A 13,244-nucleotide genomic window follows, 5' to 3' on the forward strand; every position below is an offset into this window, starting at 1 on the left:
CATCTTGCTGTCCGGCGCGTTCTTCAGGTGGAACTCCACCGTGTCGCCCTGGCGCACCCGGATGAAGCTGCCCGGCACGGTGCCGCCGAAGGTCCAGAACGTGTAGCTCACGCCCTCGGAGATCGGCATCTCCTTCTCGATCACTTCCAGCTCGACGATCACCTTCGCCGGGTAGTTGCGGTTGACCGGCGGCGGCACGTGCGGCGGGCTGGTCAGCACCGCGTGGATCGGCTCGCCCTGCGGCGGACCGAAGTCGCCGTGGGTGGCGGCGATCGCGGCGGGACTGGCGTCAGCCTGCCCCACCGGCGACATCGCGGATGGCTTGCCGGAGCAACCAGCGAGCGCCAGCGCGCCGGCCGTGGCCAGGACAATGAACAACGAACGTGACATGGGTTTCTCCCTGTGGTTTCTGCGTGCAAGCCTAGGGAGACGTCAGGAAGCGCGCTTGACGTACGTCATTCCTGTCGATGGAAAACGGCGAGTGCGTCAAGCCGCCGCAGCTGCCGCGAAGGCGTTCAGTGCGACAGCAGATTCCTGCCGATCTGGCGCAACCCCTCGGGGTCGCGCAACAGCATTTCGCGCCCCTCGAGTTCGATCAGACCCTGCTGGCGGAAACGGCTGAGCACGCGGCTCACCGTCTCGGCCGCCAGCCGCAGGTAGTTGGCAATGTCGCCACGCGACATGCTGAGATGGAAGCGCGTACCGGAAAAGCCGCGCTCCTCGTAGCGTGCCGCCAGATCGGCAAGGAAAGCGGCCATGCGCATGTCGGCATTGTGGTCGCCGGCGAGCAAGGTGGCCATGCCCAGTTCCTTGCTGATCAGCCGGAACAGTCGCTGCTGTACCGCTGGCATGCGCGTGGCCAGCGCGCTCATCGCGGGAAACGAGAAGCGGCAGAAATAGGCGGTATCCAGCGCGACCGCGTCGCACGGAAACTGGTCTGGGTAGATCGCGTTGAGCCCGATCACCTCGCCGGGCAAGTAGAAGCCGAGCACCTGTTCGTGTCCCTCGGGGTCGACCATGCTGGTCTTCACCGTGCCGGCGCGCACCGCGAAGATCGAGCGGAACGGGTCGCCGGTACGGAAAATGTGCTCGCCGGCATGGAACGGCCCGACATGCTCGACCAGGCAGTGCAACTCGAGCAGCTCCGGCTTGCCGTAGCCTTCCGCGATGCATGCCCCGGAGAACGCGCAGGTGCGACAGAAGTGGGTCTCGTCACCATCGTCGGCTATCGGATTGGGTGGCTCGGGCAGGCGGCCTGCCGGGTTGTTGCGGCGCATGGGGGACCTGTGGGCATCGCGCGGATCAAATCAGGCATGGTTGGCACCGGCCATGGCCGGTACGCCAACGCACGGCGAAATATATCGCGATGATACGCAATGGCGGTGACCGTCGTGGGGCGACCTGCGTGCCATGACGCCGCACCAGGGCATTCGTGCCTGTTTGCACGGCACAAAAAGAACAAGGGCCGGCATTGCTGCCGACCCTTGCTTGCATTTGGCGCCCGAAGCTGGACTCGAACCAGCGACCCCCTGATTAACAGTCAAGTGCTCTAACCAGCTGAGCTATTCGGGCGTGAGCTGCGTAGTTTGCTGAGCGTGCGGCGAACTGTCAAGCCGTCGCGGAACGGTCGCCGCACTTTTTTTCAGGCGTTCAGTACCCGGTAGCACGGCTCGTACGCGGTGCCGCCGGGAAGCTTCATCCGATGCTGTTCGACGAACGCCTGCAGCAGCTTGTCCAGCGCCCGCATGATGTCCGCATCGCCGTCGATGACGAATGGGCCGTGCTGCTCGATCGCCTGCACGCCCTCCTCCTTCACGTTGCCGGCGACGATGCCGGAAAACGCCCGGCGCAGATCCGCTGCCAACTCGTGCCGCGGACGTTCGTGGTGGATCTGCAGCGCGCGCATCGCCTCATGGGTGGGGCGGAACGGTTGCTGGAATTCCAGCGGGATCTGCAGCGCCCAGTTGAAAAAGAATGCGTCCTTGGTGTCCAGCCGGTTGTGACGCACCTTCTCGAGGCCCTTGATCATGGTCCGCGCCACCGTCTCCGCATCGTCCATGATGATCTGGTAGTGCCGGGCCACCTCGTCGCCCAGGCTGAGCCGCAGGAAGCGGTCGATCTGCTCGAAATAGGCGGCCGACTGGCGCGGCCCGGTGAAGATCAGCGGGAACGGCGTACCGGCGTTGTCCGGATGCAGCAGGATGCCGAGCAGGTAGAGGATTTCCTCGGCCGTGCCGACGCCGCCGGGGAACACGATGATGCCGTGGCCCAGGCGCACGAAGGCCTCCAGCCGCTTCTCGATGTCCGGCATGATCACCAGGTGGTTGACGATCGGGTTCGGCGATTCGGCCGCGATGATGCCCGGCTCGGTGACGCCGATGTAGCGGTTGTGCCGGCGCCGCTGCTTGGCATGCGAAATGGTCGCGCCTTTCATCGGCCCCTTCATCGCCCCCGGGCCGCAGCCGGTGCAGATATCCAGCCCGCGCAGGCCGAGCTGGTAACCGACCAGCTTGGTGTAGTCGTACTCCTGGCGCGAGATCGAGTGGCCGCCCCAGCACACCACCAGGTTCGGGTCGACCTGCGGCTTGAGGATGCGCGCGTTGCGCAGGATCTCGAACACGCTCTGGGTCAGCGCGGCGGAGGCATCCAGGTCGTAGCCGATCTGTTCCAGCTGGGTCGACACGTAGACGATGTCACGCACCACCGCGACCAGCAGCTCGTTGATGCCGCGGATGATCTGGCCGTCCACGAACGCCTGCGCCGGCGCGTTCGACAGCTCGATCTTCATCCCGCGATCCTGCTGCAGCACCTGGATGTCGAAATCCGGATACTGCTCCAGGATCGCCCGCGGGTCGTCGCCGATGTTGCCGGAAGTCAGCACCGCCAGCGCACAGCGCCGCAGCAGCGCATGCAGGCCCGAGCCGCTGGCGCCGCGCAGGCGCGCCACCTCGTTGCGGGAAAGAACATCCAGGCCGCCGATCGGCGAGATACGCGCGCTGACGGTGCCGGGCTTTGCCGGCGCGCCGGAATGTGTGTCATTCATTCGAATTGTTCTCCTTGGCCGCTCTTCGCGGATCGTGCGCCTGCGCCGAGCGGGACAGGCCGCGTAGCTTCCCGCGCCGATCGCACATGGTCAAGCGTACGCACAAAAAAACCGGTGCCCGCAAGGGCACCGGCTCCAGGTTTCAAACCACCGATGCGCTCAGAACGTGTAGCGCAGCGTGACCATCGCCGACCAGCGCGACACCACATTGGTCTTGGTGTTGCGACCGGCGTCGTAAATGATCTTCTGGCCTGGCTGGTAGTTGCCGTTCTTGTCGGTGGGCAGCGAGTAGATGTACTTGCCGTCCGCATCCACGCCTTCGTAGCTGGCCAGCGTACGGGTGTACGGGAAGCCCACATAGCTCTGCTGACCCCAGTCGTTGTTCAGCAGGTTCATGAAGTTGTAGATGTCCAGGCGCAATTCGCCCTTGTTGCCCTTGAAGATGCCGGGCACTTCCTGGCGGAAGCTCAGATCCACCTGGTTCACCCAAGCCGAGGTCGCACGGTTGCGGCCCGCAATGGCACCTTGGTGATCCTTCAGGTAGGAATCGCTCTGGATGAAGTTGAAGAACTGATCGATCACGGCCTGGCTGGTATTGGCCTTGAAGCTCACTTCGCCCGCGCGCGGGATATAGACCAGATCGGTGCTGTAGGAGTCGCCGTTGGCATCGTTGCCGAACGTCCAGCTGTACGGCTGGCTGCTGTGACCGTCATAGAACGCGCTGACGCTGGTCACGTAGTCGCCGAAGAAGCGGTGCTGCCAGGTCAACGAGGCATTCAGGCGCTGCTTGATCGCATAGTTCGACGTCGAAGCCACGTCCTCGTTCGGGTTCACCCAGGCACTGTTGGAGTAGTTCGAACTCGCCTGGCTGGAGGTACCCGGGTTCACCTCGGTTGCATTGCCGAAGGTCACGCCCACGCTGCCGAACCAGCTCTCCGAGAACGGCTTTTTCAGCGACAGCGTCAATGCTTCGGCGCGGCCCTTGTGAGTGTTGGTCAGCAGGGTCGACGTGCCGGAGAATGCCGGGTTGGCATTCGTGCGCGCATCGCCCGACTTCGGCGCCTGGCCCAGCATCTTGTAGTAATTATTGCGGCCGTCCGGCAGCGTGCCGTTCGGATCGCCGATGTTGATGTTCTGGTAGAGGATGCCGTTGCGCGTGATGATCCGCTGGTATTCGGCCGAGAAAATCGTGCCCAACCACGGCAGCTCGCGATCGAACGCCAGGCTCACCTTCCACACGGACGGCAGCTGGAAGTTCGGGTCGACCGTGTCGACGTTCATCTTCGAGCTGGCCGGCGGCGGCAGGTTCTGCGCGAACGGATTCGGGCTAAACATCGGCAGATCATTGCCTACGCCCGGCTGCAGGCTGTCGTCATTGAACACCTGGTAGGTAGCCGTGGTCATGCCGTTGTTCTGGTACGGATTGGTCATCCACACGGTCGGCGGGTTGGACTGGAACAGGCCCACGCCACCACGGATCTGCATCATCCGCTCGCTGTCGAAGTTGTAGTTGAACGACAGGCGTGGCTCGATCAATTTCATGCCGTCGATGGTGTTGTCGTTGCGATAGCCGAAGGCGTTGGTGAACGTCGGATTGTAGACAGGCTTGTCACCCGTCTTGTTGAGGTTGACGCGCACGCCGTACTGCACCGACAGGTTGCTCGTCGGTTGCCAGGTGTCCTGCAGAAAGAACCCATACTGGCGCAACGTCCAGGCGGCGGCCACATCGTCCAGCGTGTAGCCCGAGGCCGGCTGGTAGATGTTGTACGAGTTGTAGATACCCTTCTCGAAGTTGTCGATGCCCCAGAATGTGTAGGCGCCAAACTGGGTACGGCCGAACAGGTTGTAGATCTTGTTCTGCTGGAAGTCGACGCCACCCTTGATGGTGTGCTCATCCAGATACAGTGTGCCGGCGAACAGCGCCTTCCAAGTCTTGATGTCCAGCACGTTGTAATGGCTGAACTGGTCCTCGCCCAGATCCACGAACGGCGCCTTGCCGCCAGCACCCAGATTGACAAAGACCTGCGGCTGCTGGGTATCGACCGTCCGCACCTGCGAGAACTGCGAATAGCCGATTTTGGCTTCGGTGGAGAAGTTGCCGGTCCAGTCGTCGAACACCTGCAGCACGGTGTTCTTGGTGTCGCTGTTCTTGGTGTACCAGTAGCTGGTCAGGCCGATGGAGGTGGACGAGTTACCCTGCACGATCGGCTGGGTTTCCTTCGTACGCTGATAGGACAGGCTCGCGCGATGGTTGTCGGCGATGTTCCAGTCCAGCTTCATCAGGTAACGCTTGTCCTCCAGGTCGACGTTGCCACCGCTGAAGGTGCCCGGGGTCAGGCCGAGACTCTTGGCCGTGTCGATGATGCGGTTCAAGTCGCTGGGCGAGACCTTGTTCGATGTCGACGCGCCGGTCAGCGACGGATCCAGGCCGTTGGCCGAGTCGGCACCCAGGCCGACGGTCTTTTCCTTCTCGAAGTTCGCGAAGAAGAACAGCTTGTCCTTGATGATCGGACCGCCCAGCGTCGCGCCGGCGGTCCAGTCGCTCTTGTAACCCTTGTAGCCGCGATCCTTGTCGAGCCAGCCGGCGTTGCCGACCAGCTTGTCGGCATTGCGGTACGCGTAATACACCGAGCCGTGGAACTCGTTTGTGCCGCTCTTGGTCACCGCGTTGATGTTGGCGCCGACGGTGTCGGAAGCCACGTCGAAGTTCGCGGTCGAGATGTTGTATTCCTCGATGGTGTCTGTGGACACTGGCGAGCCGATGTACGGCATGCCATTCGAGTTCAGGCCGAACGGGTCGCCGACGGAGACGCCGTCGACGCTGATGTTGTTGTAACGGCTGTTCTGGCCCATCGTCGACATCGAGCCGTCACCGCGATCGGTGATGACGATGCGCGGATCGAGGCGGGCAATATCCTGGATCGAACGACCCGGCGTCGGTGCGGCTTGCAACTCGCGCTGCGACACGTTGGTCGAGAGACCCTTGTTGTCCGGCGTGAAGGTCTGCGCCAACGCACTGGCCGAAACGGTCACGCCTTCCAGATTCTTCGCTTCCACCGCGCCCATGGTCAGGTTCACCGCGGTGCTCTGCGACAACTGCAGGTAGACCTTGTCCTGCTCGGCCTGGGTCAGACCAGCCTTGGATGCCGTCACGTCGAAGGGACCGCCCACGCGCAGACCCTGCGCCGAGTAACGACCATCCGCATCGGTGGTGGTGATCTTGGTCGTGCCCGACGGCTCATGCACGATCTGCACGGTGGCGCCGGCGACCGGCTGGCCGTTCGCGTCAAGCACGCGGCCGCTGATCGAGGAGGAGGTGTCCTGCGCGAGGGCAGGCACCGACGCCGCCAGCAATGAAGCAATGGCAAATGGCAGGAGTTTGGCGCGAATTCGGCTGTTCATTCTTGATCGACCCTCAGGCTCGCAACGAAAAAAACTCTTGTTTGAGGGCCAAAAACGTGACCTCGCCCGGCGCAAGCCAGGCGCAACATCGACACGATCCGTGACCCCGGTTGTGGTGTTGCAGCGAGTCCATGGAGCCATGGATCCGCAAGACTTCAACTCGCCGGACCTTCCCGCCTGCGGCGATTGTTAAGCCATTTTAACGGCATTGTATGACATTTTTGTAACGTTTACACGTCAACTGGGGTTGCCTACATCCCCCAAAACCACGATACAAACCGTTTGAAATCAGCCGGATGGATGCAAAACAGCCACTTCCATGGCTGCCCCGCTACACCAGATCCGGCACGCCGCCTGATACCGGATCAACCATTCTTGCCGAGATAGCGCGCACGTTTCGCCGGCTTCAGGTTTGCCAGGTCCAGCATCACCAGGCCGTCCACACAACCGGAAAAACCTGGGTCTTCGCCGAAGTCGAGGAACTGCACGCCAGCGGGCTCGACCAGGTCGACATACTGGCGATACAGCACTGGCATGCTGACGCCCAACGCATCCAGATGGTGTTTCAGCTTGCCCAGGCCGGCGGTGGCGTCGAGCCCCTCCAGCGCCGCGCGCACACCTTGCACCACTTCAGGCGAGACCACGAAAGGCTGGCGTGCGGCTGCCAGGCCCGGCGCACCGAAATAATGCTGGTGCGCCGCGGCGATCCACTCGCGCGCCTCGCGCGGCAGGCTCATCGACATGCTGACCGGACCGAACAGGTAACGCAGTTCGGGATGCCGTTGCAGGTACAGGCCGATGCCCTGCCACAGTTGGTCCAGCGCGCGCGAACGCCAGTAGGCCGGCGCGATGAAACTGCGCCCCAGTTCCAGACCCTGCGCCAGCCGTGATTCCAGCGCCGGCGAGTAGTTGAACAGGCTGGAGGTATACAGGCTGGTCATGCCGCGCTCGGCAATCAGCCGTCCGCCGTGGCCAAAGCGGTAGGAGCCGACGATGCGCAAGACCTGCGGATCCCACAGCACCAGGTGCTCGTAATGCTGATCGTAGGCATCCAGGTCACGCCGCGCGTTGGTGCCCTCGCCGACCTTGCGGAAGGTCAGCTCGCGCAACCGGCCGATTTCGCGCATCACCGCGCTGTCGGGCGTGCCCCTGAACAGCCAGGCCTGCTTGCCGTCGCCGAGATCGGCCAGTTTCTCGCAGCGCGCCAGTTCCGCAGCAACCTGATCGGCCGGCTCGGGCAGTGCCAGCGGCGCCTGGCCGCCAAAGACCAGGCCGCGATGCTGGCCGACCCGGTAGACATGCCGGCGCATCAGCTTCGCCGCCTGTGCCGGCGAATCGCCGCTGCGCCGAGCAAGCTCCTGGGCGCCGACCAGCGCGCCGATGCTGAAACCGATTCGCCGCTTGCCCGGCGCCACCGCCTCGCGCGGCAGCATCGCCGTACTCAACGGCCGGGCCAGCATCGACAGGCCATAGAACATCGCCGAATTGCGCGCCGAAATATGCACCGGCAGCACGGGTACCTTGCTGCGCAACGATAGCCGGGCGAAACCGTCCGACCAGTGGCCATCGCGCACACCGTCGGGGCGCACGCGCGAGACCTCGCCGGCAGGAAACACGATCAGCGCCTCGCCATTCTGCAGTGCACGATAGATGCCGCGCAGGCTTGAGGCGGCGCCCTTGCCGAACACGTCCACCGGCAGCAGCAGTTTGCCCAGTTGCGGCACCGTGGCCAGCCAGTCATTGCCGAGGATGCGCACGTCGCGGCGCACCGAACCGATCATCTGCAGCATCGCCAGCGCGTCCTGCATGCCCAGCGGATGGTTGGCCACCACCAGCAGCGAGCCATCGACGGGAATGTTTTCGAGATCGCGCGGATTGACGTGATGGCTGGTGCCGAGCACGTCCAGCACGCGATCGACGAAATCGAAGCCCTCGGCGGTACCGACCCGGTCCAGTACGCGGTTGAAACCGTCTTCGTCGGCCAGGCGCCCGAGCATGCCCGCCATCGGCCGGCGGATGCGCGGGTACTGCGCCAGCCATGGCAATCGTTCGACAAGGGACTGTTCGATACTCAGCATGTCTGCCTCCTCGGATTCCCCCCATCCTGGCGGCCGATTATGACAGCAGCACGATCACCCGAAGCGACGCTTGCGACAATTCGACGACGTCGCCGTTTCAAATGCTCATGTGCAGGAACGACGCCACGCCGGCCATGAACATCTGCACCGACAGCGCGATCAGCAGCATGCCCATCACACGCTCCAGCGCAGTCAGCACGCTCTCGCCGAGCCAGCGGAACAGGTAGGTCGCACTGAGCAGGATCACCGAACTGGCCAGCCACGCCAGCAGCAGCGCGATCGTCCAGTCGGCGGTGCGGCCGGGTTGGGTGTTCGTCAGCAGCAGCAGCGCCGCCATCGCCGAGGGGCCGGCCACGCCGGGTATCGCCATCGGCACGATGAACGGTTCGCCGCCGCCGGACTTGCCGAAGATGCCGCTGCCGTCGGCCGGCGGAAACACCATGCGGATGCCGATCAGGAACAGCACGATGCCACCGGCGATGCTGATCGACTCCTGCTTCAGCTGCAGCAGCTTGAGGATGTACTGGCCGCCGAACAGGAACGCCAGCAACACGCCTAACGCGATCAGCAGTTCGCGCACCATGACATGGCGACGACGCTTCGGCGGCACGTCCTTCAGCAGGCTCAGGAACAGCGGGATATTGCCCAGCGGGTCCATGATCAGGAACAGCAGGATGCCCGCCGACAATGTGGTCATCTGCGATTCCATCTCAACTCCTTTTTAGTTGGGCGGACGCCACGCCGGCGCCGCCGGGCAACCGTTCAGCCGACCCGCAAATCCAGCATCGCGCCACGTGCCGCCGCACCTTGCGCACTGAGCAGATAGACCGCCGCCGTGGCTGCCGCATCCGGCAACGGCCGCTGCAGGATGTCTTCGCCGAAATACGCCAACTGTCGCAGCGCCGTGCGCATCGGCCCGGGCAGCATCGCATGGGTACGCAGCGGGCCGCTATCGGTTTCCTCGTGCAGGATCGACACGAACCGCTCCAGCGCCGCCTTCGACGCGCCGTATGCGCCCCAGTGCGCACGCTGCAGCAGTTCGGGATCGTCCAGCACGAATACCACGGCGCTGTCGCCGGCCTGGGTCAGCAGCGGCAGGCAGGCCTGGGTCAGCGCGAATGGCGCGTTCACGTTGACGTGCATCGCGCGCAGCCAGGCATCGGGCTTGTGCATGCTGATCGGGGTCAAGCCGCCGAAACTGACGGCCGCGTGCACGATGCCGTCGAGCCGGCCGAAGTCGCGCTCCAGCCCCTCGGCCAGCGCGACGTATTCGCGCGGCGTAGCCACCTCCATGTCCAGCGGATGGATCACCGGCTCGGCCAGACCTTCGGCCAGCATCGCGTCGTACAGTTGTTCGAGCTGGCGCTTGCGCTTGCCGGTGACCACCACGGTGGCGCCGGCGCGCGACGCCGCGCGCGCCACCGCGCCGCCAAGCCCGCCGTAGGCGCCGGTCACCAGCACCACGCGATCGGCCAAGGTAGCGGCGGTCGGCTGCCAACCGGCCGGCAGTCGGGCAACCGGCAGCGTCGTCAAGGCGCCACCCCGGCCACGTCGCTGGCCATGCGCGACAACTCGCCGGAGGAGTTCAGGTCCTCGATGATATCGCAGCCGCCGATCAGCTCGCCCTGGATGAACAACTGCGGGAAGGTCGGCCAGTTCGAGAAGTGCGGCAGCGCGGCGCGGATCTGCGGATCGGCCAGCACATTCACCGCGTGGAACGCGGCGCCGGCTTCGGTCAGCGCTTGGGCCGCGCGGCTGGAAAAGCCGCACATCGGAAATTCGGGCGTGCCTTTCATGAAAAGCACGATGGGATGCGCGGCCAGCATCGCCTTGATTTGCTCGTTGATGTCCATAGCTTGGTGATTCATCTTTACAATGCAGGCAGACCGATATTGTATCAGTCACCCGTCGGCTGCCGTCCGCTGCGCCGACACATCTCCCCCAGCCACCGCTAAGGAGCCTCATCATGGCGATCGAACTTCCCCCGCTTCCGTACGAAAAAAACGCACTGGAGCCGCACATTTCCGCCGAAACGCTGGAGTACCACTACGGCAAGCATCACCAGGCGTACGTGACCAACCTCAACAAGCTGATCGAAGGCACCGAGTTCGCGAACGCGCCGCTCGAGGAAATCATCAGGAAGTCGTCCGGCGGCGTGTTCAACAACGCCGCGCAGATCTGGAACCATACGTTCTACTGGAATTCGATGAGCCCGAAGGGCGGCGGTGCACCGAGCGGCAAGCTGGCCGACGCGATCAACAAGGCGTTCGGCTCGTTCGACAAGTTCAAGGAGGAATTCAGCAAGTCCGCCGCCGGCAACTTCGGCTCCGGCTGGACCTGGCTGGTGCAGCGCCCGGACGGCTCGCTCGGCATCGTCAACACCTCGAACGCGGCGACCCCGATCACCGGCAGCGACAAGCCGCTGTTCACCACCGACGTGTGGGAACACGCCTATTACATCGACTACCGCAACGCGCGCCCGAAGTACGTCGAAGCGTTCTGGAACCTGGTGAACTGGGAATTCGCGGCCAGCAACCTGGCCTGATTCTCCGACATCCATGCAAAAAAAACGGAGCCGGCGACGGCTCCGTTTTTTTATCGGCTCTTCAATGCACCACGGCGGGCGCTACTACAGCAGATCCAGCACCTGCAGCACCGGCGCCACCTGCGCCTCGCGCCCGAGGGCACGGGCAATTCCGCCCAATCGCGCTGCCAGCTGGCCGGCATCGGGCGTGCACACGGTGGCATGACCTACCTTGCGGCCCGGCCGGGCCTGCTTGCCGTAGTCGTGCCAGTGCGCGTCGACCGCCTGCAGCACTGCCGAGGTGTCAGGCAGATCACCGATCCAGTTGAACATCGCCGACATGCCGCGCGCACCGGTGTCGCCCAGCGGCAGGCCGAGCACCGCGCGCACGTGGTTCTCGAACTGACTGGTGTGCGCGCCCTCGATGGTCCAGTGGCCGGAGTTGTGCACCCGCGGCGCCATCTCGTTGCCCAATAGCTCCCCGTCCCTGACGAACAGCTCCAGCGCGAACACGCCGACGTAGCCCAGCCGCTCGGCCAAGGTGCGGGCCAGTTCGGTGGCGCGCGGCTGCAGCAGCTCGATGTCCGGCGCCGGCGCCAGGCTCATCGACAGCACGCCGTCGACGTGCCAGTTGCGGGTCAACGGCCAGGTGCGGAAATCGCCGTCGCGACCGCGTACGGCGAGTACCGACAGTTCCCGCTCGAACGGCACGAACGCTTCCAGGATCAGGCCATGCTTCGACGCCTGCACACCGAGCGCAGCCCATGCCGCATCCGCATCCGCCAACTCGCGCAGCCGGAACTGGCCCTTGCCGTCGTAGCCGAGCCGGCGCGTCTTCAGGATCGCCGGCGCGCCGACCGTGGCCAGCGCCAGGTCCAGTTGCTCGCGCGTGTCCACCGTCATGAAGTCCGGGGTGGGCAGGCCGCACTCACGGAACAGGGTCTTCTCGGCCAGGCGATCCTGCGTCACCGCCAAAGCATGCGGTGCGGGGAACACCGCCACCCGTTCGGCCAGCCAGTGCGCCGTCTCGGCCGGCACGTTCTCGAAATCGAAGGTGACCACGTCGACCCGGGCGGCGAATGCCTCCAGCGCGGCATAGTCGGTCCAGTCGGCCACCACCAGCGGCGCCACCTGGCCCGCACAGGCGTCGGCGGAACTGTCCACCGCCAGGGTCTTCACACCCAGCGGTGCCGCCGCCAGCGCCAGCATGCGCGCCAGCTGCCCACCACCGAGCACGCCCAGCACGGGCTGTCGCCGTTCGCTCATCGGCGCGGGTCCGGCTGCTCGATCACGGCCTGGGTCTGGCGTGCGCGCCAATTGTCCAGCGCCGCAGCCAGCGCCGGATCGTGCAACGCCAGCACCGCCACGGCCAGCAGGCCGGCATTCACCGCGCCGGCACGGCCGATCGCCAGGGTGCCGACCGGGATGCCGGCCGGCATCTGCGCGATCGACAGCAGCGAATCCATCCCGTTCAACGCCTGCGACTGCACCGGCACGCCGAACACGGGCAGGCGGGTCTTCGCCGCCAGCATGCCGGGCAGGTGAGCGGCGCCACCGGCACCGGCGATGATCACCTGGATGCCGCGCGCCGGAGCCTGCTCGGCGTAGCTGAACAGCAAATCCGGCGTGCGATGGGCGGAAACCACCCGCACTTCATGCGCCACGCTCAGCTCGGTCAGCACGTTCGCAGTGTGCTGCATGGTTTCCCAATCCGAACGCGAGCCCATCACGACGCCGATGCGCGGTCTGCTTGTTCCAGTCATGGCCGGACCGTCCAAAAACGGCTATTGTACGGGCTTTCCCTGCCCTAGCACACCCAAGCGATCCATGGACAAGCGCCTACTCGATATCCTGTGCTGCCCGGTCAGCAAAATGCCGTTGCGCCCGCTGGGCAAGCGCGAACTCGATGCGCTGAACGATGCGATCGGCGCCGGCAAGGTCGATACCGTGGCCGGCGTCGCCGTGCGCGAACGGATCAGCGAGGGCCTGATCACCACTGACCACAAGGTGATCTACCGGGTCGAGGACGGCATCCCGGTGATGCTGCCCGAGGAAGGCATCGGCACCATCCAGCTGACCGATTTTCCCGCGGCCTGAAGCCGCGCCGGCGGTGGCGGAAGCCCACGCATGACACGGACACCCGCTTTGCCTTATCGTCAACACCTGCGCGGCCCGTCCTGGGTTCAGCTGCGCATCG

At 64.7% G+C, this 13,244-nt stretch carries 12 protein-coding genes and 1 tRNA gene; 2 read left to right on the top strand and 11 right to left on the bottom strand.

From position 1 onward, the window contains the following. From ABD024_RS12095 to grxD, 9 genes are all read right to left on the bottom strand, one after another. The coding region (locus ABD024_RS12095) for a cupredoxin domain-containing protein (RefSeq protein ID WP_486374861.1) at nucleotides 1-390 on the bottom strand (390 nt) is incomplete at its 3' end. 125 nt (nucleotides 391-515) lie between these two features. After that, a complete protein-coding gene (locus tag ABD024_RS12100) occupies nucleotides 516-1,277 on the bottom strand; it encodes a helix-turn-helix domain-containing protein (protein ID WP_343852946.1) in 762 nt (253 codons plus the stop codon). Between the two features lie 218 nt (nucleotides 1,278-1,495). Next, nucleotides 1,496-1,572 (bottom strand) — tRNA-Asn (locus tag ABD024_RS12105). A gap of 70 nt (nucleotides 1,573-1,642) precedes the next feature. Then, nucleotides 1,643-3,043, bottom strand: a complete 1,401-nt coding sequence (ppnN, locus tag ABD024_RS12110; RefSeq protein WP_343852948.1) for a nucleotide 5'-monophosphate nucleosidase PpnN — start codon at nucleotides 3,041-3,043, stop codon at nucleotides 1,643-1,645. A 159-nt stretch (nucleotides 3,044-3,202) separates the two neighbouring features. Next, entirely contained in the window at nucleotides 3,203-6,445 is a 3,243-nt protein-coding gene (locus ABD024_RS12115; RefSeq protein ID WP_343852951.1) for a TonB-dependent receptor, read from the bottom strand. A gap of 365 nt (nucleotides 6,446-6,810) precedes the next feature. Then, entirely contained in the window at nucleotides 6,811-8,523 is a 1,713-nt protein-coding gene (olsF, locus tag ABD024_RS12120; protein ID WP_343852953.1) for a bifunctional ornithine lipid synthase OlsF, read from the bottom strand. A 97-nt stretch (nucleotides 8,524-8,620) separates the two neighbouring features. Next, nucleotides 8,621-9,220, bottom strand: a complete 600-nt coding sequence (locus tag ABD024_RS12125) for a YhgN family NAAT transporter (RefSeq protein ID WP_343852954.1) — start codon at nucleotides 9,218-9,220, stop codon at nucleotides 8,621-8,623. A 65-nt stretch (nucleotides 9,221-9,285) separates the two neighbouring features. Then, nucleotides 9,286-10,056 carry an SDR family NAD(P)-dependent oxidoreductase gene (locus ABD024_RS12130; RefSeq protein WP_343852956.1) on the bottom strand — a complete coding sequence of 257 codons (771 nt, stop codon included), beginning with the start codon at nucleotides 10,054-10,056 and terminating at the stop codon, nucleotides 9,286-9,288. Beyond that, the gene (grxD, locus tag ABD024_RS12135) at nucleotides 10,053-10,376 is read right to left on the bottom strand and encodes a Grx4 family monothiol glutaredoxin (protein ID WP_343854679.1); all 324 of its coding nucleotides are present in this window, start codon (nucleotides 10,374-10,376) and stop codon (nucleotides 10,053-10,055) included. Before grxD ends, ABD024_RS12130 begins: the two co-directional genes overlap by 4 nt. Nucleotides 10,377-10,489: 113 nt before the next feature. Between grxD and ABD024_RS12140 the strand changes: the two genes are divergently transcribed. Then, nucleotides 10,490-11,068 carry a superoxide dismutase gene (locus ABD024_RS12140; protein ID WP_343852958.1) on the top strand — a complete coding sequence of 193 codons (579 nt, stop codon included), beginning with the start codon at nucleotides 10,490-10,492 and terminating at the stop codon, nucleotides 11,066-11,068. Nucleotides 11,069-11,152: 84 nt separating this feature from the next. Here the strand turns inward: ABD024_RS12140 and ABD024_RS12145 are convergent, their stop codons facing one another. Together ABD024_RS12145 and purE are read right to left on the bottom strand one after the other, a co-directional pair. Next, on the bottom strand, nucleotides 11,153-12,313 hold the full coding sequence (locus ABD024_RS12145; protein ID WP_343852960.1) for a 5-(carboxyamino)imidazole ribonucleotide synthase: 1,161 nt from the start codon (nucleotides 12,311-12,313) through the stop codon (nucleotides 11,153-11,155). Then, complete coding sequence (purE, locus tag ABD024_RS12150) at nucleotides 12,310-12,810, bottom strand: 5-(carboxyamino)imidazole ribonucleotide mutase (RefSeq protein ID WP_343852962.1); 501 nt, start codon at nucleotides 12,808-12,810, stop codon at nucleotides 12,310-12,312. Before purE ends, ABD024_RS12145 begins: the two co-directional genes overlap by 4 nt. A 64-nt stretch (nucleotides 12,811-12,874) precedes the next feature. Between purE and ABD024_RS12155 the strand changes: the two genes are divergently transcribed. Further along, nucleotides 12,875-13,144 carry a Trm112 family protein gene (locus tag ABD024_RS12155; protein WP_343852964.1) on the top strand — a complete coding sequence of 90 codons (270 nt, stop codon included), beginning with the start codon at nucleotides 12,875-12,877 and terminating at the stop codon, nucleotides 13,142-13,144. Nucleotides 13,145-13,244: the final 100 nt, after the last annotated feature.

The sequence above is a fragment of the Rhodanobacter soli genome (assembly GCF_039523495.1).
GTDB classification, from domain to species: domain Bacteria; phylum Pseudomonadota; class Gammaproteobacteria; order Xanthomonadales; family Rhodanobacteraceae; genus Rhodanobacter; species Rhodanobacter soli.